Raw genomic sequence first — 18383 nt, forward strand, 5'->3', positions numbered from 1 at the left:
CCCTCTCCCACCTCGCCGGGTGCGTGCAGGACAGGCGACCCAGCCCTGGGTGATACCGACGACCGCCGAGCCGTCCAGGTCGGTGATCTTGGTGCCCACGAAGCCACGGGCCCAGTCGGAGGTCTGGAGGCGGAAGGCGGGCCGGTCCGCGGTCAGCGCCTCGATCACCGACTCGGCGGCGCCCTCGGCGGTCTGCGCGCCGTCCAGGAACTGCCCGACCGTGCGGTTCACGTAGGCGCTCAGCTGGGGTGCGTACACCCCGGCACCGGCGACGGCCTCTTCCAGGTCCACACCGACGTTGGCCACGAACTCGGTGGCGACGGCGCCGGGCTCGATCACGGAGACGGACACTCCGTGCGCCGCGGCCACGGGAGCCAGGCTCTCCATGTACCCCTCGACGGCGAACTTGGCCGCGCAGTAGGCCTCGTTGAAGGGCTGGCCGATGACGCCGCCGACGCTGGTGACGGTGATCAGACGGCCGCCGGAGGCGCGCAGGTGGGGCATGGCGGCCTTGGAGACGTTGAGTACGCCGAAGAAGTTGACCTCCATGACCTTGCGGACCTCGGCCACTGACTCGTTCTCCAGGGTGCCGAGGTGTCCGGCGCCTGCGTTGTTGACGACGGCGTCCAGGTGGCCGTAGTCGGCGAGCACGCCGTCGATCGCGGACGTGATGGAGGCCTCGTCGGTGACGTCGAGCCGGCGGATGTCGAGTTCCACGCCCGCCTCGGCGGCGGCCTTGCGCAGGGCGTCGGAGCGGCTGGGGTCACGCAGCGTGGCGACCGTGGTCCAGCCGGCGCGGGCGGCGGAGACGGCGGCGGCGAGGCCGATGCCCGAGGAGGTACCGGTGATGAGGACGACCTTGGGGGACTGGGAAGACATGGGGAAGCCCTTCGTGGTGGGGATGACGCACATTTGAGTGCGTGTACACACACCATAATGCATCTATGTGCGTGTACACGCAACCGCTAAGCTGGGGACATGCCGAAGAAGAAGCTCACCCAGGCCGAGATGCCCGTGGCCGACCACGCCTTCTACGGGCTGGTCTGGGCCGGGACCGTCCTGACGGACCGAGTGGACCGTGCCCTGACCAAGGCGCACGACCTGCCGGTCTCCTGGTTCGAGGTCCTGCTCTGGCTGGCCTCCAGCCCCGACCCCGTTCCGGCCTCGGTCCTGGGCAACAGCACCATGCTCAGCCGCAGCCAGGTCTCGCGCGTCGTCGACGCCCTCCAGAGCCGCGGCCTGGTCACCCGCACCCCCTCGCCGCGCGACGCCCGCTCCGTCGAGGTCTCGCTCACTCCCGAGGGCCACCGGCTGTTCGAGGCGGCCGACGCCACCCGCCGCGAGTGCCTCGCCCCTGTCTTCACGGACCTCCTCGACCAGGACGACCTGCAAGCGCTCAGCACGGTGTGGCAGAAGCTCAAGGCCAACAAGGACGCCTAAGAGATCGCGCAGATAGGCGCGGGGGTACCCGTGACAGCACGGCAGGTACAGGTCAGCCGCTCTGGGCGATGGCGCGCAGGGCGTCGAAGGTCTCCTGTTCGTCTTGCTGGTCCCCGTAGTCGCTGAGTTTCACCACGACGGTCTTGCTTACGGGGTCGACGTAGATGTACTGCCCGTACACGCCGAGGGCGGAGTAGTCCTTGCCGTTGCCGCCGGGCGGATGCCACCACTGCGCGGAGTAGCCCCAGCCGTCGACTTTGTGGGGTGCTGGGGTGGCGATGCGCTTGATCCATGCCGGGGGGATGATCTGTTTGTCCTGGGCGCGGCCGTTGTTCAGGACGAGTTGGCCGAGTTTGGCGTAGTCGCGGGGGGTGGCGTTGATGCAGCAGTACGCCTTCTCGTGGCCGTTGTCGTGGTCGAGGTTCCAGGTGGCGCTGTCCTGTGCTCCCATCGGTGCCCAGATGTTGTCCGCCAGGAGGTCGGCCAGCGGCCGTCCTTGGGCCTTGGCCAGGACCTGGCCAAGGAGTTCGGTGTCGATGCTGCGGTAGGCGCCTTGGCTGCCCGGCGGGAACTGCAGGTCTCGATGGTCCTGCGCGAAGGCGGGCAGGTCCCGGGTGAGGTACATCCGGGCGGTGCCGGTCAGCGGGTAGTACTCGTTGTAGTTCTCCGGGACGTCCACGCCCGAGGTCATGTCCAGCAGGTCGCGCACGGTGATGGCGTCGTAGGCTCCGCCGGTCTTCAGCTGGGGCAGGATATCGACCAGCCGGTCGTCTTCCCGGAGTCTGCCCTGTTCGATGGCCTGCCCGGCGAGCAGGGACACCACCGACTTGGCGGCCGACCAGGACGACAGGCGGGTGGTGGGGCTCACCCCGTTGCGGTACCACTCGTGGGTCAGCCGGCCATTCCTGAGGACAAGGAAGGCATTGGTGTGGGTGGTCGTCAGGAACTGCTCGACCGGCGCCCGCTCGCCCTTCCATGGCACGGTCGCAGGAAGCGACTCGTCGTGGACGGGCAGGGGTGCCGGCGTGGCGGAGGCGGGGATGGTGCGGGTGGCGAACAGGTCGCCCTGCCGCGAGGGCTCGGTGGTCAGCAGTTGGGCCAGCGTGGGTGGGGAGGGGATGTCCAGCAGCGCGGTGGCCGTGTAGGAGCCGGCCACCAGCACGCCAAGCGCCACCGGCAGTGCGATGAGGGTGCGCCGTAGTACGCGCCGTGTCCGCGGCTTTGCAGAACGCGAGTCGGCCACGGTGCGGTCGGTCGGCTCCACGGCCCGGGTGGTGGGACCGGCAGCGGAAGCGGACCGGGAGCTGGCTGCCGGTTCGGGACTGCTGTCCTGGGGGGCTTTCTGGTCCGTGTCGACAGCCTCGTCAGCCTCGTCGGCGGCTTCCACAGCAGGGCGGTGGTCAGACATCGGCGCCGTCCTTGGGGGTGGTGCGGGCGGTTGCGTCGACGGCCAGCCAGAACGCTTCCATCAGCGTCTGGAAGACGGCCTCGTCGTCCTGCGCTGCCAGGTGGGGCAGGTGCGTGGTGATGGCCGGATACTGCTCGGGGGAGATGGTGGCGTATGCCCCGGCCCAGGCATGCTCGTCGGCGGCGCGCACCTCCTGCGGGAGCGCGGCATACCCGGCACGCATGCCCGCGTACGCCAGCACGGTGTCGGCGAGCATCCGTTGGTAGCGAGCCACACTGCCCTCGTCCAGACCGATCTCCTCCAGCGCCGTGAGCATCGTCTCCATCGCGGCGAACTCCCCCGGGCCGCGGGTGGTCCGGCATGCGACGGCCGCACCGACGTACGGGTGGGCCGCAAAGACCTCCACCAGGGAGCGGGCCAGCTCCTGCAGAACCTCCCGCGGCCCCAGGCCGTCGGGCACACGCTCCACGGCCATTGCCAGCAGCCGGTCACCCACCGCCAGCAGCAGCGCGTCCCGGTCCGCGAAATGCCGCCACACCGCCGACCGGTCCACACCCAGTTCCTCTCCCAGAGCCCGTCCGGTCAGCCCGTCCGGTTCCGCCCGCGCCGCGATCCGCACGGCCGCCTCCACGATCAGCTCCGGCGACAACCGCACCGCCCGGCCCTTGCCCACAGCCATGTCCGTCCCCACTCTCGAAATCATCAGTGCTGTCATCAATGATGACAATGCTGGGGTGGGATGGTCAACTCTGGAGTGCGACCACGATGCGGCGACGTTCGGGAAGGGCTTATCAGCCGGACGCAGGCAGTCGAGGCGATCGCTGCCGCCAGCCCAGCGCGACGCTCTGCGATCACCGGGGAGACCTGTGCCTGTTCTTCCGCCATGGCTGACCGAACCGCTGTGGGACCAGTTCTCGGCCCTGCTGCCCCAGCGGCCGCTCTACCACCCGGACCACCCTCTGCGCTGCCACCGTCCGCGCATCAGTGACCGGATCGTGTTCGACAAGCTTCTGCAGTTGCTGCGGTTCGGCTGCCCCTACGAGGCGATTGCTGACACGACCTGCTCGGCGAGCACCATCCGCAGCCGTCGCGATGAGTGGATCCGCCTGGGCATCTTCAGCCAGTTGAAGCAGATCGCGCTCGACTCCTACGACCGCATCGTCGGCCTAATGCTGGATCAGATCGCCATCGACGGCTCCCTCACCAAGGCACCCGGCGGCGGCGAGGTCGCCGGCCGTTCCCCGGTCGACCGGGGAAAACAGGGCCTGAAGCGCTCCGGCATGACTGACGGCTACGGAATCCCGCTCGGCCGTGTCCTGGCCGGGGCGAACTGTCACGACTCTCCACTGCTGGCCCCGACCCTGGACCGCCTCGCGGAACTCGGGCCGCTGCCCGACGACATCACGGTGCACCTGGACGCTGGGTACGACTCGAACAAGACCCGCGCCCTGCTCGACGAACGCGGGCTGCACGGTCGAATAGCGCACAAGGGCGAGAAAGCACCGATTCAGGCGAGCCGGCGGTGGCACGTCGAGCGCACCCACGCCTGGCAGAACGCCTTCCACCGTCTTTCCCGCTGCTACGAACGCCGCGCCGTCGTGATCGACGCCTTCTTCGACCTCGCAGACACGATCATCACCGTCCGCAGCCTGATCCGACGATCCTGGACCACCAACCGCTGGGACAACCGCCCGAGGCGACGCCCGTAAGCCCACGCCTATCCGCGCGAGTTCTAAGGCCCATGACGTTGCTTCAGGCCGCCGCTCCCTGATCAGCGAACCGGCAGTGCCGCCGAAGAGGCACCTGGTCGCTCCCGCGAAGCGGGAGCTCTGACAATATCCGGTCAAGGAACTGCTGACGCCCGCTCAGAGCCACGCTCCGGGATCCCGCGTACGATCGTCCGCCCCATGCCGGTCTCCTGGAGCTCGAAGCCGATGCGGCCGAGCAGGCCGACCGTCAGGCCGAAGGAGTCGGCATGCACCAGGCGCCGAGCGGCGGGCACCGCCGTACCGTTCACGGTGACGGTGTCGGTGGCCGTGTCCTGATCGGCGCGGTAGAGCTCGTACTCCTGCACCAGCAGCCGGTACAGCGTCAGCAGCCGCCCGGCCGGCGGCGCGATCCCGCCGGTCCAGGCGAATGAGCTCCCGTCGGCTCGGCAGGTGAGCTCCAGCGGGGTGCCCACCTGCTTCCAGTCCCTGTCGTCCTCCCCCACGGCCGCCCGGCTCTGCAGGGTGACGGTGACCCGGCGGCTCGCGGCGGCCGCGCTCACCCCCGTGAACCTAAGCTGCGCCGATATGACGACACCACAGAACGAGACGATCCGACCGTTCCGCGTATCGATTCCGGAGAGCGATCTGGACGACTTGCGGAACCGTCTTGACCGCACCCGCTGGCCGGACGAACTGCCGAACGTCGGCTGGGCGTACGGCGTTCCGCGTGACTACCTGCGGGAGCTTGCGCACTACTGGCGGCACGAGTACGACTGGCGAGCGGCGGAGAGCCGCCTGAACCAGTGGCCGCAGTTCACGACCACGATCGACGGCGCGCACATCCATTTCGCGCACATCCGCTCCCCGGAACCGGATGCCACGCCTCTGATCATCACGCACGGCTGGCCCGGATCCATCGTCGAGTTCGAGCGGATCGCCGGCCCGCTCACCGACCCGCGGGCGCACGGCGCCGATCCCGCCGATGCCTTCCACCTGGTCCTTCCGGGCATCCCCGGCTTCGGGTTCTCCGGCCCCACCCGCGAATCGGGCTGGGAGTACCACCGTGTCGCGGCCGCTTTCGCCGAGTTGATGCAGCGCCTGGGATATCACCGATACGGGACCCAGGGCGGCGACTGGGGATCAGCCATCTCTCGCGAACTGGGTCGCATCCGCCCCGACCAGGTCATCGGGGTCCACCTGAACATGATTCCCGGCGCAGGGGCGGCGGCCGAGCCGACCGGGGAGGAACTCGCCGCCCTCAGCCCCGCGGAACAGGAACGCACCCGGGCCTCCTGGGAGCGGATGCGGGCATGGAGTCGCGAGAAACAGGGCTATGCCGACATCCAGTCCACGCGTCCGCAGACCCTCGCCTACGCACTCACCGACTCCCCCGTCGGCCAGCTTGCGTGGATCGTCGAGAAGTTCAAGGAGTGGACCGATTCCTCCGACCTGCCGGAGGACGCCGTCGATCGCGACCATCTCCTGACCAACGTGATGCTGTACTGGCTGACCGGGACCGCCGGCTCCTCCGGGCGCATCTACTACGAGCGCGCCCACGCGCCCTACTGGGGACAGCCGCCCGAGCCCTCGAAAACCCCCACCGCGTTCGCCTCCTTCCCGCAGGAGAACTTCATCGTCCTGCGCCACATCGCCGAACGCACCAACAACATCGTCCGCTGGACGGAGTTCGATCGGGGAGGCCACTTCGCCGCGATGGAGGAGCCCGACCTGCTCATCGGCGACGTCCGCGCCTTCTTCCGAAGCCTGCGACGAGAATCTAGCGTCACGGCCGTTCCGTGCGGTCCTGCAGAGCCGAGGCAAGCAGGTCGTGGATGAGGAAATCTCCCTGGTCCGGGGGCTACCCAGGGAACCCGGTGGCCGGGGCAGACAGAGCGGCTGGAAGACTGGATGCCTGTGACCCATGCTGATCTTGCACTTCGTATCCACGCTGCGTCCCATCTGACCGGTCGGTTCACCCTGCGGTCCGGGCGGACCGCCACGGAGTACTTCGACAAGTACCGGTTCGAAGCCGACCCCGTTCTGCTGGACGAGATCGCCCGGCGGATGGCACCACTGGTGCCGTCCGACACGGAGGTGCTGGCGGGTCTGGAGATGGGCGGCATACCGGTGGTGACCGCCCTCGGCCGCCACACGGGGCTGCCCTGCGCGTTCGTTCGCAAGCAGGCCAAGGCGTACGGCACCTGCCGACTCGCCGAGGGGGCCGAGGTCTCGGGCCGACGGGTGCTGGTCGTGGAGGACGTGGTCACCAGCGGCGGACAGATCGTGTTGTCGACCGCGGATCTGCGCGGCCTGGGGGCGCAGGTGCACGAGGCCCTGTGTGTGATCGACCGTGAGCAGGGCGGCGCCGAAGCTCTCGCGGCCGAAGGCATCCGTCTGCTGTCTCTGCTGACGGCCGAGGATCTGCGGACCGCCGCCTGACCTGCCGGGCCTCGTGTCCGCCGGCTGCCCGGCGCTGAACAGAACAGAGGAAGTTGGGCCCTTCTGACGGGGGCGCTCATGTCCGCCGTTCAGTTCGCGCCGGTGCGCGCGGCCGTGACCGCCATGGTCGCGTACCGCGTCGTACGAGAGCCACGAATGCCGTCAGGACGTCACGGCGTGCAGGATCCGCGCCCATGCAGACGACGCGACCGTACTCGGCTCGGCCGCCTCGGGCAGCACCGTGCGGATGTCGCCGTGCACCGGCCCCACCTCCCCCGTGCCCTGGACGTGGGCGCTGCCAGCTCGTCGAACAGGCGGCGGCTGGTGTCCGCGGCGATCACGGGAGAGAAGCCGAGGCGGACCAGGGCCAGTGTCTGTTACCGGAGCCGCAGCCCGGATCAATGACCGTCCCGCCGTCTTCGGCTCCCGCCAGGCCGAGTTCCGAGACTGGCCTGGCCCGCCCGTTTACGGCTTCGTGGACGTCGCCGCCCAGCATCCAGGTGTAGTGCTCGGCGAGCAGACGGCAGGTGAGCAACGCCTCCCCGCACGCCTTCCCCCGCCCGGCTGATGCTGTGACTGCAGGGGCGAGCACGTCGGGGTGACGCCCGCCGACGCCGCGCCGGCGCACATGCGAGAAGGGCTCATCGGAACGAACGCCGGCACCCGTCCGACCGCCACGACCGCCGGCTCGGCGAACCGAAGCGGTCCGAGCGCTAGGCGTCGGCGATCCCCGCGTCGTGGGCGAGGAGGCCGGCCTGGGTGCGGTTGACGCAGCCCAGCTTGTCCAGCATCCGCGAGACATAGCCCTTGATCGTGGCCTCGGAGAGGTACAGTCGCGCCGCGATCTGCGCGTTCGACAGACCCTCGCCGAGACCGGCCAGCACCTGGACCTCTCGCTCGGTCAGCGAGCCGACCAGTTCGCGGGCCCGGTCGCGGGCCGGGAGGCTGTCCGTCGAGGCGGCGATCAGCCGGCGCGCGGCGGAGGGCGACAGGACGGTGTGCCCCTGCGCGGCGGTCCGCACGAGACCGATCAGTTCCTCCGGCGGGGTGGACTTCACCAGGAAGCCGGTCGCCCCGGCCCGCAGCGCGCGCAGCACGTACTGGTCGGCGTCGAAGGTGGTCAGCACCACGATGCGCGGCGGGTCGGCGAGTTCGTTGATGCGTCCGATCGCGGTCAGCCCGTCCGTGCCCGGCATGCGCAGGTCCATCAGGACTACGTCCGGGCGGCTGCGCCGGACCGCCTCGACGCCGGCCGCGCCGTCGTGCGCCTCGTCGACGACCTCGATGTCCGGGGCCGAGCCGAGAATGGTGCGCAGGAACCCGCACACCATCGGTTCGTCGTCCACCACCACTACCCTGGCCACGCTCACAGCTCCGCTTCCGCAGTCGGGACGAACGCGGGCAGCGTCGCCTCGACGCTGAACCCGCCGTCGGAACAGGGTTCGGCACGCAGCGTGCCGTGCACGAGTTCGATGCGCTGCCGCAGATGCGCTATCCCCAGACCGGAGCCGGTACCGGCGAGGGCGCTGCGGGGTCTGCCGGTCGGTGGCGTGTTGCGGACCGCCAGCCGCACCTGTGCGTTGCCGTACTCCACTCGCACCTTCACACGGGCGCCGGGAGCGTGCTTGCGTACATTGGTCAGCGCCTCGCGCAGCACACGGTAGGCGGTGCGTCCGACCACCGGTGAGGCCAGCGCCGGGTCGCCCTGCTCGATCAGCTCGGTCGGTATCCCCACCGCCACGGACTCGGCGACCAGGTCGGCGAAACCGGCCACCGAGGGGGTCCGGTCGCCCTCCGGCGCGGTCCGCAGGATGCCGACCAGGTCCCGCAGTTCATCCAGCGCCTGGCAGCCCGCGGCGCGCAGTTCCTCCGCCGCCTGCCGGGTCGCCTCGTCCGGTGCCGTCACCCTCAGGGCACCGGCCTGCAGCACCATCAGGCTCACCCGGTGGGTGACCACGTCATGCATCTCACCGGCGAGCCTGGCGCGTTCTTCGGCGCGGGCCTGCTCGGCCAGCAGATGACGCTCCCGCTCGGCGCGCTCGGCGCGCTCGACCAGTGCCTGCAACAGCCTGCGGCGGGTGTCGAAGTACAGGGCCAGCAGCGGCCCGACGGCGGTACGCAGCAGCCCGACCGTCATGTTCGTGACGGACGGCTCCCAGGGCCGCATGACGACGAGGGTGAAGGCGCCGAGCGCCAAGTACGCCGTACGGCGGTTCTGTTGGTAGAAGAACGGTCCGTAGGCGGCCGGCAGGGTGGAGAGGGGAGCCCATACGCCACCCGGGTGGGCGGGCGTCAGTGCGCCCGCCGGTGAGATCAGCAGCGTCACCGCGAGCGTGAACGCGCCGAGCACACCGACGACGGTCAGCGGGGCGATGCGGCGGAAGGCGAGCGAGGCGCAGGCGAGCGCCTGCACACCCAGCACGGCCCAGGCGAGCGCGCCCGGACGGTCGGGCCACCAGGTGGCGCCGGCCAGCGTCGTGCCGGTGTCGAGCAGCACGAAGACTGCCGCGATCGTCACGTCCACGGCGAGCCGGTGCCGACGGAGCCACGGCCCGTCACACGCCCCCCGGTCATCGGTCATGACGCTCACCGTAGGGCATCGGCTGCGCGGACCCGGCCCGGCAGCCGGCACCGGACACCTCCGGCTCGGGCGGACCCTACGAAAGTCGTATGCCGGACAGCGTGAGCGTGCTTTCGTCGGGTCGGGAACCAACCACTCGCCCTGCCGCGCTGCACGCCCGCCGCCGTGGAATGGGGGCATGGATGCGACAGACAACCCCGCCACGACGGCTCCCCGGCTCGGTCACTACACGATCGACACGGACAGTTCGTCCCTCTCGTTCAAGAGCAGGCACCTCTTCGGCCTTCTGCCGGTGCGCGGCACCTTCGCGATCCGCGTCGGCACCGTCGACGTGACCGGGCCGCTCTCTTCGTCGCGTGTGCACGCGGAGCTCGACGCGATGAGTTTCCGCACGGGCAACGACCAGCGGGACGCCGCCGTACGGTCGCCGAAGTTCCTGAACGCCGACCGGTACCCACTGATCACGTTCGCCTCCGACCGGGTGGACGCCACCACGGTCTCCGGCACGCTGACCGTGTGCGGAGTCCCCCGGCCGGCCCGCCTTTCGGTCGTGCGCTGCGAGGTGCTCGCCGATGCCTTCACCGTCCGTGCCACCACGCGGGTCGACCGTACCGAGTTCGGTGTGACGGCGGCCCGTGGAATGGCCGGGCGCCGCATCGACCTGACGTTGGAGATCCGTTGCGTTCGCGCCTGACAGCGGGGGCCGCGCACCGAGGGACGGGAGGCGGCCGTGGCTGACGCGGTCGTGGTGGAGGGTCTGCACAAGCGGTACGGCACGGTGTGGGCGGTGCGCGGGGTGAGCTTCACTGTCGAGCACGGGGAGATCTTCGCGCTGCTCGGCCGCAACGGGGCGGGCAAGACCTCCACCATGGAGATCCTGGAGGGGTTTCGGGGCCGCGACTTGGGACGGGTCGCCGTGCTCGGCCTGGACCCGGGTGAGAAGGCCACCGCGCGCATCCTGCGGGAGAGGATCGGGCTGGTGTTGCAGGACATCGCGGTCGAGCCGTATCTCACCGTCCGCGAGACGATCGCCCGCAATGGGGGCTACTACCCCGCGCCCCGCGACATCGACGAGGTGATGGGCCTGGTCGGCCTCGCCGGGCTGGAGAAGAAGAAGGTCCGGGCGCTCTCCGGCGGCCAGAAGCGCCGCCTGGATCTCGCACTGGGGATGATCGGCGACCCGAGCCTGCTCTTCCTCGACGAGCCGACGACCGGATTCGATCCGGTAGCGCGCCGGGCCGCCTGGCAGATGATGCGTGACCTGCGTGACGCGGGAACCACCATTCTGCTCACCACCCACTACATGGAGGAGGCCCAGGAGCTGGCCGACCGGGTGGCGGTGATCGCCGACGGCCGGATCGTGGCCGCGGGCACGCCCGCGACCCTGGGCGGACGCGACACCGCACGGGCCCGGATCCGCTTCGCACTGCCGCCCGCAACCACGGTCGCCGATCTGCCGGTTCCCGCCACGCCCGGCGAGGACGGCCTGGTCACCGTCGAGTCCGCGGAGCCGACCCGGACGCTGCACCGGCTCACGGACTGGGCGCTGGGCCGCGACACCGTGCTCTCCGGGCTGACGGTCGACCGGCCCAGCCTGGAGGACGTCTATCTGCGTCTGACCGACCAGAACCATGGCACGCCGGAGCGCACACCGGAGAGGAGCACATCGTGAGCATCACCGCTCCCCGAGCCACGGCCGGACCGACGCCGAACCGGGTCCTGCGCCTGGTGTGGCATCAGATCCGCTACGAGCAGCTGTCGTTCTGGCGCAATCCGCAGAGCGCGTTCTTCACGTTCGTCTTCCCGGTCGTGGTCATGGCGGTCTTCGGCGGGCTGTTCGGCGGCATCGGGAGGAGCGAGTTCTACTTCGGGCGATCCGCCCTCCAGTACTACGTGTCCACGATCGCCGCCGTGTCCGTACTGGGCTCCTGCTACAGCCAGTTGGCGATCGTGCTCGCGACACGGCGGCAGAGCGGGTTGCTGAAGCGGGTCCGGGCCACCCCTCTGTCCGCGTCCGTGTACTTCGTGGGTCTGCTGGCGCACTGCGTCCTGGTGAGCGTCGTCGACGTCCTGCTCATCACGGCGGTCGGCAGGCTCTACGGCGTCTCGCTGCCCGCCGCCTCGCAGTGGGCCGCGCCGGCGGTGACCGTGGTGCTCGGCGCGGGTGCCTTCTGCGCCCTCGGAGTCGCGGTGGCCTCGCTGATCCGCAACGCGGAGGCCGCGCCGTCGGTCGTGCAGCTGGTGCTGTTCCCGCTCGTGTTCGTCTCGGGCACGTACATGCCGATCCACTCCGCCCTGCTGAACGCCATCGCCGGTGCCCTGCCGGTGAAGCCGTTCAACGACGCCCTGTTCCGCGCCTTCACCACGGACCGTGCCGGCCTCCCCTGGCGGGACTACGGCGTCCTGCTGCTGTGGGGGACGGCCGGTGCCGTGGTGGCCGTCCGGCGGTTCCGCTGGGATCAGCGTGCGGAGTGAGCGCCCCGGGCAAACCCTCGGTCGATCCGGCCCGCGGTGAGCCTCCCGTTGCCTCCCCGGCGGCCGGAGAGCCGTGACTTTGCTCATCGTTCAGCGGGTCAGGGTCGCGGTCTCTCTGCGTCCGGCTGCACCCGTCGTCCGCGGAGGCAGGTGACGACCGCTCCGGGCGCGCCGCCGGCACCCGCTGGTACGTCGGAAGTCGTCGTCACTGGTGCAGTTCGTCGAGCATGATCCTTGCGAGGTTGATGTGGCGGTGTCCGGACTCGAGAACGCGCTGCGCCTGATGCAGGACTCGTGTCAGCTCCTCGCCCGCCTCCCCGGTACGGCCTTCGGCAATCCACGCCTGGCACCTCTGCAGGCGGGTGTGGACGACGTGCGGGTGGTCGGCGCCGAGAACACGGCTGCGGTCGATCACCAGCTGGGTGAATGCCGCCGCTGCTTCCGCCGTTCGGCCCGCGCGGGCAGCAAATGCCGCCTGGGTGCTGACGATGGCGAGTGTGTGCGGGTCGTCCGGCCCGAGGCATCGCAGTGCGTCCTGCAGAAGGTGCTGCAGCTCGAGTTCGGCCTGGCCGAGATCCTCATGGAGGCTGGAGAACCAGATGAGACTGCGCCGGGTGGCGAGGACTTGGGGGTGGTCCGGTCCTTCCAGCCGTAATCGGTCCTCCAGAAGAGCCCGCAGCTGCCGGACCGCCGTCTGGGTGGTTCCCGCCTCTCCGGTGAAATAGGCCTGCTGATGCCGGGCGGCCAGCGTGTCGGTGTGCGTCGGCCCGAGGGTCGCCGTCGTGTCGACCACCAGTTCGGTGAATGCGGCTTGGGCCGCATGCGTGTCGCCGGCCTCCCCCGTGAAGAACGCCCACTGATGTCGGGCGGCCAGCGTGTCGGGATGGCACGGGCCGAGTTCGGCGCGCCTGTGCCGTACGACGTCCTCGAGGTTCCGTACCGCCTGGCGCGGCCGGCCGCGGTCTCCGACAGCGATCGCCAGCAGGAAGTCCGCGCCGGCCGCTCCCCCGACCCGGGCCAGTTCGAGAGCCGCAACCGCACGCGACAGCTGGTTCGCCTGATGGGCAACCAGTCCCATGTCGTAGGCGTCGGCGGGCTCGACCCGGGTCAGCAGCGCCTCCCACAGATGATCCGGCACCGGAGGGAGTCCTTGCGTGTTCAGCAGGTAGTCGAACGCCAGGTAGCCCTGACTGTAGTTGCCGACCAGCAGCCCGCTCGTCGCGTAGGCGGCCTTGCAGGCCCATTGCATGGCCTCCTCAAAGGGCTCAGGTTGCAGATCCGGCCCGCCGCGCTCGGCGAGATACGGAAGATGGAGGTCTTGGAGCCACTGTCTGCTCACCGGCCGCCGCAGCCCCGACCGGCGGCAGTCGACAGCCGTGGCCACGACGGCCGCGCCGCGCGGATTGGCCCCCGGCGCCCAGGCGTTCTCCCAGGCAGCCAGCAACTCGGGGCCGGCCGCGACCACTTCTGCGACTCCGAACCGGTCGCAGCTCTTGAGCGCGAGTCTGATCCGCGGATCGGCCCGGTGCGCCGCGGCACGCTGCTGTTCCGCGGGCGTCCAGTGGCGAGCGAGGCGGATCTTCCGTGCCCGGTCCAGCACCTCCCGCTGGACCCGCCATGCGTCCCGGTCGGATCCGGTGAGCCTGCTCTCCTCGCGGGCGTCGTAACGGCGGTACTCCTCCGACCGCATCGTCGCCAGTACCACGGCACGACCGGACCGACCCTGAAGCAGCCCGGCCAGCATCGAGGTGGTCACCCCGTCGGCACCCAGATAGTCCTCAAGGTCGTCCAGCCACAGGACAGCGCGTCTGCGACGCCGGGCCACCTCGATGGCGGCGGCGAGAGCGGTCCTGGTCAGGGGGCGTACGAAGGCGTGTCGCGGGAAGAGCGACCGGGCGACCTCGTAGGCCAGACGCGTCTTTCCGGCCGTCGACTCACCCACGATCAGCACGAAACCGCCCTGCGCCAGCGCTTCCCGTACCAGTGGCTCGGCATCACGCTCCACATAAGGGGGTGCCGGTTGAGCGTGCTGGCCGTCCGCGGGGTGCACGCCGGCCAGTTCGGGACGGTCCAGCTGGTTGCACCGGGGGATGCGTCCCGACGTGGTCCGCAACAGGGCCGCAGCCTGCGAACGCGACTGCCGCGGTCGCGTGTGGTCCGCCACCAGGCTGTACAGCGCCGTGACGGCCGCGCCGATTCCGGTGGCGAGCGGACCGGTCGTCCAGGTGGCAGCGAGTCCCAATGCGCAGGCTCCGGCCCCCACGGCTGTCAGGTACCTCAGCCAGCCCCGGCTCCGGCCACCTTCTCGGTGCAGATATGGCAACACGCTGCCCCCATTGCGTGATGTGGCTATCCATTGTCATCACCGCGTCGGCCCTGTCGACAGCTCTGTCCGTGCACACCCGGTTCCGGGTCCCGGATCGAAGTCGCACAGGTCCGCAGCCACCTCGAACAGGTCGACAGCGCGCGTCACGGATTCCGGTACCAGGCGGTTTCAGGGGCTGGATTCAGGCGGGCGGCGTCGTTGCCCCAGGGCGACCCACCGCAGCGTGACAGCTGCCTAACCCAGGCCTGCCCCACCGGGGAGTCTCTCTTGTTCGCTGCCGAGCCGGTCGGCGAGGATCATCGCCACATCGTCGGCCAAGTCACCCTCGGTATGGCGGATCAGCGCCTGGTGCAGTTGCTCCAGGAACTCTGGTGGGGCGGTGCCGGCAGGTATCCCTTCCATGGTCTCCGGCAGGGCGAAGAACTCGCCGTCGCGGTTGCGGGCCTCGATCACGCCGTCGGTGTACAGCAACAGACGGTCACCGGGGACGAACGGATAGCTCTCGGGCTTGGCGACGAGGTCGGGAGCGAGGTCTTCGAGGCCGAGAGGCGGCAGCGGCAGGGAGGGCATCAGTGGCGTGGCCCGGCCCTGGTGCAGCAGCAGTGGCGGCGGATGCCCCCGGTTGATCAGCTGCACCACGGGCTCGTCCGGCACTTGTGCGATGAGTGCCGTGGTGAATCCTTCCATAAGCACTTCCTGCGCGTACGCACCCGGCACCGCGACTTCCCGTCGCAGCGCGGCCGAGCAGCGGTTCATGACCTCTACGAGCTCATCGTCATAGTGCACGGCTTCCCGGAACGCACCCAGCGCCGCCGCAACGGCCCGCACCGCGGACAGCCCCTTGCCCCGGACATCCCCCACGATCATCCGGACGCCGTGCTGCGTCTGAACGGCCTCGTAGAGATCACCGCCCACCCGTGCCCCCGTCCCGGCGGCCAGGCAGAGGCTGCCCGCCAGTACTGGGCCCAGTCTCGCGGGCACGGGCCGCAGCACGACCTCCTGGGCCGCCACGGCGATGCGGCGGACCTGGTCGAGTTCTCTCTGCCTGCGCGCCTGCACGGCGCTGCTGCAGATGAAACCCGCTACGGAGACCAGGCCCAGAGCCAGGAAATTGGTGTAGACCTGCAGAGTGCCCCAAGCAGCGTTGTAGGTCGCGGTGGTCACGCTGATGGCCAGCGCCAGTGCCGCCGCCGCGGTGGTGCCCTTGGGCCCCATGGTCACTCCCGCGAGCGCCGGGACCGCGGTGAGGAGCGGCCCGGTGTAGATGAAGTGCGCGGGCGTGAGCTCGATGACCAGCACGGCCAGTGCCATCAGGAAGGGCACGCACTGCACCAGCATGAAGAGGCCCCGGCCACGGCCGCGTGCTCCTGGCCGAGGGGGTGAGCGCCAGAGCGACTTCATGCACCAAGCCTGCCTCTCCGAAGCCCGCGGCTCCACTCTGCCGCCGACCGCCCTGAGCAGCCCGGAGACCTGCCCGGCCCGCCTGCAGACGACGCTGGGCGGAGTGTGATCGGGCCTTCGCCCTCTTGACGCGCCACGCACCACAGATGGTCGGGGGCCACCGCTCCGGCCCTGCTGCACCGGCCGAGGTGATCACGGCCTCGCGGACATTCCGCGTGGGCTCACCAGCCGCGTGCCGGGGCTCGGCCGACACGGGTGCCGGCCTACGTGTTTGTACTGATGCCGGGGCAGGGCGGGGTGCGGCAGGCTTGTCGGCGCTGCGCCGGGACGGCCGTCCGCTTCCCGGATCCCCGCAGGGCGCGGCCGGGCCGGCGAGCCGACGACTTCGCGCAGTGCTCAGTGCCAGGTCCTGTGCCGACACCGGCTCTACGAGGCCGGGTCGTCACCGGCAAGGCAAGGACCGTTCGGGCCGTCTCGCACCGTGCGGGCGGCACAAGTCAGGAGGCAGCGTGGCTCAGGCCATACAAACTCGGCATGTCGACGGCGTCCGGGCGTTCGCGGAGCGCTTGCTGGTGTCAGTGATCGATGATGCGGCTGTGCGGGCGGCGAACGGTGATGTCGTCTGTTCGCCCATGGGCCTGTGGCTTGCGCTGTCGGCCGTCGCGGCGGGGGCCCGGTCGGACACGGCGCAGGAGCTGCGTACGTTGCTGGGTGCGGCCGGGCCGGAGGCTGCTGCCGCCACCACCGAGGTCGCCGCCCAACTGGCCGCTGTGGAAGGGCTGAAGCTGGCGACGGGCGTGTGGTCGCGGATTCCGGTCTACCGGGATTTCCGTGACCGTCTGCCGGGGATCTGCTTCGGGCACCTGGACCCGTCCGACCCCTCGGCGATCAGCGCCTGGGTGCGAGAGATGACGGGTCGGCTGATCGGTCGGCTGCCGGACCGTCCGGAGGGGGACGAACTGCTTCTGCTCGTCAACGCGCTCGCGCTGGACGGCAAGTGGTCGTCCCGGTTCAAGCAGCAGAACACCGCCGACCGGACCTTCACCGACGCCCGGGGCATCGGGCACCTCGTCCCGACCATGGCCAAGACGCTGCCGGGGCCCTCGTACGCCTGGACCGTCGAGGCTCCCTCCCAAAGCGCTGCGGATGAGGTGGACGTGGTGGCGTTGCTCTGCGACGCGGAGCCGGGCCGGGTGCCGCTGCAGGTGAGTTGCGTGCTGGGAGCACCAGGTCGGGGCCCCGCGGAAGTCCTGCCCGCTGCCTGGGCGCCGCTCGAGCGTCGGCGGCCGGTCGACGCGGACGAGGTCACCGTCGCGCTCCCGCGGCTCCACTTGCGCACGCGCCTTGACGCAAAGCGGCATCTGCCCCCGCTCGGCGTCCCCCTGGCCGTGTCCGAACGCGCCGACTTCTCCGGCATGTCTCCCGAGCCACTGCGCATCGACAGGGTCACCCAGGAGTCGGTGCTGAGAATGGACGAGGAGGGTGTGCGAGCGGCAGCCGTGACGCAGGTCTGGAAGTCCACTCGGAGCGTCTCGGGCCGCGTACCGCGGACCAGGCACATCGCGTTCGACAGGCCGTTCGGCATCGTGATCTTCGCCGGCAACAGTGGACTGCCCCTGTTCACGGCGTGGCAGGCGTCGGTACCCCGGTCGCCCCATTCCTGATGCGGAACGGCGAGTCGGGACCTGGACGCGGTACGACGCCGCCCCGACCTTCGCGCCGCAATGCTTGCGCCCCGCGGTCACGTGCTCGGCTACGTGTTCGCACGGATGTGGCCGGCCCCACTCCAGCCGATCATGAACGGAATCCGGCAGGCGCGGTGTTCACTCCCGCCGGCTCCGACGCAGAGTGGAGGGGGTCCGTGAAGCTGCTGATCGGCGAAACCGGAGGAACCCGGTGCGCACACGCGAGGGCGCCTGCGAGCGGGGCGTCCTCTGGCCCGCCTCCTTCCCTGACGCGCCCAAGGCCCGGGCCACCGTGCACGCCCTCGCCGTGCAGGTGATCATGATCGCCGTGTTCGGGGCGTACATCACCTTCTATTGGGCCGACGACCCACAGGTCGACGGCCGGTCCCGCGCCACCGCTCTGTCGCAGGGCGGATGCATGATGGCGGCACCGGTCCTTTTGATGTGCGTGGCCCTCTCCCGTGCGGTGCGGGGCCGGCACGGGACGCTGCAGTGGGTACTGACCGCCCTGGCCTGGGCGACGGCATTGGCCACGACCCCGCTGCTGGTAGTGCTGACCTCTGTGATGAACGACAGCGACTACTGCACGGGATTGCCGCCCCGGCATCCGCTCGCGGGCTTCGCACTGCCCGCGAGTCTGCTGGCCACGCTCGCCGCAGGCTCGGCGGGCGCGTGGGTCACACGGGTGGTCTCGCGTCGCCGGGCACAGGCACCGGTCCTCTACACGGTCCGGCTCATCACGGCGGCCGTCACCGTGTTCGTGACCCTGGCCCCGTTCTTGCACTCGGCGCAAACCTGCGGTCCCGCGGCAGGGGCCGAGGGGATACCCGGCGCACTTGCCCGGGGGTACCCATGGTGATCTCGCTGATCGTGTGCACGCTCCGTCCGGCGCGGTATGGGGCCGTGGCAGACACCGTGC

Annotated in this window: 17 protein-coding genes; 9 read left to right on the forward strand and 8 right to left on the reverse strand. The window is 70.2% G+C overall.

Translation table 11 applies throughout. The annotated features are described in order from the left end of the window. The coding region (locus AB0H32_RS20820) for an SDR family oxidoreductase (RefSeq protein ID WP_361122457.1) at positions 1-879 on the reverse strand (879 nt) is incomplete at its 3' end. Positions 880-978: 99 nt separating this feature from the next. Here AB0H32_RS20820 and AB0H32_RS20825 point away from each other — a divergent pair. Further along, a complete protein-coding gene (locus tag AB0H32_RS20825) occupies positions 979-1440 on the forward strand; it encodes a MarR family transcriptional regulator (RefSeq protein WP_361122460.1) in 462 nt (153 codons plus the stop codon). Positions 1441-1492: 52 nt separating this feature from the next. On the opposite strand, the gene AB0H32_RS20830 is transcribed toward AB0H32_RS20825, so the two are convergent. Both AB0H32_RS20830 and AB0H32_RS20835 read right to left on the reverse strand, forming a co-directional pair. Continuing rightward, on the reverse strand, positions 1493-2848 hold the full coding sequence (locus tag AB0H32_RS20830; RefSeq protein ID WP_361122463.1) for a serine hydrolase: 1356 nt from the start codon (positions 2846-2848) through the stop codon (positions 1493-1495). Then, a complete protein-coding gene (locus AB0H32_RS20835; protein WP_361122466.1) occupies positions 2841-3527 on the reverse strand; it encodes a helix-turn-helix domain-containing protein in 687 nt (228 codons plus the stop codon). The genes AB0H32_RS20830 and AB0H32_RS20835 overlap by 8 nt, the downstream gene beginning before the upstream one ends. A gap of 187 nt (positions 3528-3714) precedes the next feature. On the opposite strand from AB0H32_RS20835, the gene AB0H32_RS20840 reads away from it, so the two are divergent. Further along, a complete protein-coding gene (locus AB0H32_RS20840; RefSeq protein WP_361122469.1) occupies positions 3715-4557 on the forward strand; it encodes an IS5 family transposase in 843 nt (280 codons plus the stop codon). A gap of 134 nt (positions 4558-4691) precedes the next feature. Here the strand turns inward: AB0H32_RS20840 and AB0H32_RS20845 are convergent, their stop codons facing one another. After that, positions 4692-5117: a hypothetical protein gene (locus tag AB0H32_RS20845; protein WP_361122472.1), complete on the reverse strand. Its 426-nt coding sequence runs from the start codon at positions 5115-5117 to the stop codon at positions 4692-4694. 25 nt (positions 5118-5142) lie between these two features. On the opposite strand from AB0H32_RS20845, the gene AB0H32_RS20850 reads away from it, so the two are divergent. Together AB0H32_RS20850 and pyrE are read left to right on the forward strand one after the other, a co-directional pair. Further along, positions 5143-6393 carry an epoxide hydrolase family protein gene (locus tag AB0H32_RS20850; RefSeq protein WP_361122475.1) on the forward strand — a complete coding sequence of 417 codons (1251 nt, stop codon included), beginning with the start codon at positions 5143-5145 and terminating at the stop codon, positions 6391-6393. 72 nt (positions 6394-6465) lie between these two features. Next, entirely contained in the window at positions 6466-6996 is a 531-nt protein-coding gene (gene pyrE, locus AB0H32_RS20855; RefSeq protein ID WP_361122478.1) for an orotate phosphoribosyltransferase, read from the forward strand. Between the two features lie 713 nt (positions 6997-7709). Here the strand turns inward: pyrE and AB0H32_RS20860 are convergent. After that, positions 7710-8360 carry a response regulator transcription factor gene (locus tag AB0H32_RS20860; RefSeq protein WP_361122481.1) on the reverse strand — a complete coding sequence of 217 codons (651 nt, stop codon included), beginning with the start codon at positions 8358-8360 and terminating at the stop codon, positions 7710-7712. 2 nt (positions 8361-8362) lie between these two features. Further along, a complete protein-coding gene (locus AB0H32_RS20865; protein ID WP_361122484.1) occupies positions 8363-9577 on the reverse strand; it encodes a histidine kinase in 1215 nt (404 codons plus the stop codon). A gap of 178 nt (positions 9578-9755) precedes the next feature. On the opposite strand from AB0H32_RS20865, the gene AB0H32_RS20870 reads away from it, so the two are divergent. Genes AB0H32_RS20870 through AB0H32_RS20880 form a run of 3 tightly spaced genes read left to right on the forward strand, consistent with a single transcriptional unit; the run spans position 9756 to position 12052 of the window. Beyond that, positions 9756-10271, forward strand: a complete 516-nt coding sequence (locus AB0H32_RS20870; protein WP_361122487.1) for a YceI family protein — start codon at positions 9756-9758, stop codon at positions 10269-10271. Between the two features lie 36 nt (positions 10272-10307). Continuing rightward, complete coding sequence (locus AB0H32_RS20875) at positions 10308-11249, forward strand: ABC transporter ATP-binding protein (protein WP_361122490.1); 942 nt, start codon at positions 10308-10310, stop codon at positions 11247-11249. Further along, positions 11246-12052 carry an ABC transporter permease gene (locus tag AB0H32_RS20880; RefSeq protein WP_361122493.1) on the forward strand — a complete coding sequence of 269 codons (807 nt, stop codon included), beginning with the start codon at positions 11246-11248 and terminating at the stop codon, positions 12050-12052. Before AB0H32_RS20875 ends, AB0H32_RS20880 begins: the two co-directional genes overlap by 4 nt. A 205-nt stretch (positions 12053-12257) precedes the next feature. Here AB0H32_RS20880 and AB0H32_RS20885 read toward each other — a convergent pair whose 3' ends face one another. Continuing rightward, a complete protein-coding gene (locus AB0H32_RS20885; protein WP_361122496.1) occupies positions 12258-14294 on the reverse strand; it encodes a hypothetical protein in 2037 nt (678 codons plus the stop codon). A 318-nt stretch (positions 14295-14612) separates the two neighbouring features. Next, a complete protein-coding gene (locus AB0H32_RS20890) occupies positions 14613-15689 on the reverse strand; it encodes a PP2C family protein-serine/threonine phosphatase (protein WP_361122499.1) in 1077 nt (358 codons plus the stop codon). A 599-nt stretch (positions 15690-16288) separates the two neighbouring features. On the opposite strand from AB0H32_RS20890, the gene AB0H32_RS20895 reads away from it, so the two are divergent. Beyond that, on the forward strand, positions 16289-17443 hold the full coding sequence (locus tag AB0H32_RS20895) for a serpin family protein (protein ID WP_361122502.1): 1155 nt from the start codon (positions 16289-16291) through the stop codon (positions 17441-17443). 232 nt (positions 17444-17675) lie between these two features. Beyond that, entirely contained in the window at positions 17676-18323 is a 648-nt protein-coding gene (locus tag AB0H32_RS20900; protein ID WP_361122505.1) for a hypothetical protein, read from the forward strand. Positions 18324-18383: the final 60 nt, after the last annotated feature.

The organism is Streptomyces sp. NPDC020362 (genome assembly GCF_040642095.1).
Classification (GTDB): Bacteria; Actinomycetota; Actinomycetes; order Streptomycetales; family Streptomycetaceae; genus Streptomyces.

Coding starts and splice junctions, on each gene's coding strand:
- AB0H32_RS20835 (WP_361122466.1), bottom strand. CDS start 3,527: ATGGCTGTGGGCAAGGGCCGGGCGGTGCGGTTGTCGCCGGAGCTGATC.
- AB0H32_RS20850 (WP_361122475.1), top strand. CDS start 5,143: ATGACGACACCACAGAACGAGACGATCCGACCGTTCCGCGTATCGATT.
- AB0H32_RS20865 (WP_361122484.1), bottom strand. CDS start 9,577: ATGACCGATGACCGGGGGGCGTGTGACGGGCCGTGGCTCCGTCGGCAC.
- AB0H32_RS20830 (WP_361122463.1), bottom strand. CDS start 2,848: ATGTCTGACCACCGCCCTGCTGTGGAAGCCGCCGACGAGGCTGACGAG.
- AB0H32_RS20870 (WP_361122487.1), top strand. CDS start 9,756: ATGGATGCGACAGACAACCCCGCCACGACGGCTCCCCGGCTCGGTCAC.
- pyrE (WP_361122478.1), top strand. CDS start 6,466: ATGCCTGTGACCCATGCTGATCTTGCACTTCGTATCCACGCTGCGTCC.
- AB0H32_RS20825 (WP_361122460.1), top strand. CDS start 979: ATGCCGAAGAAGAAGCTCACCCAGGCCGAGATGCCCGTGGCCGACCAC.
- AB0H32_RS20890 (WP_361122499.1), bottom strand. CDS start 15,689: ATGGCACTGGCCGTGCTGGTCATCGAGCTCACGCCCGCGCACTTCATC.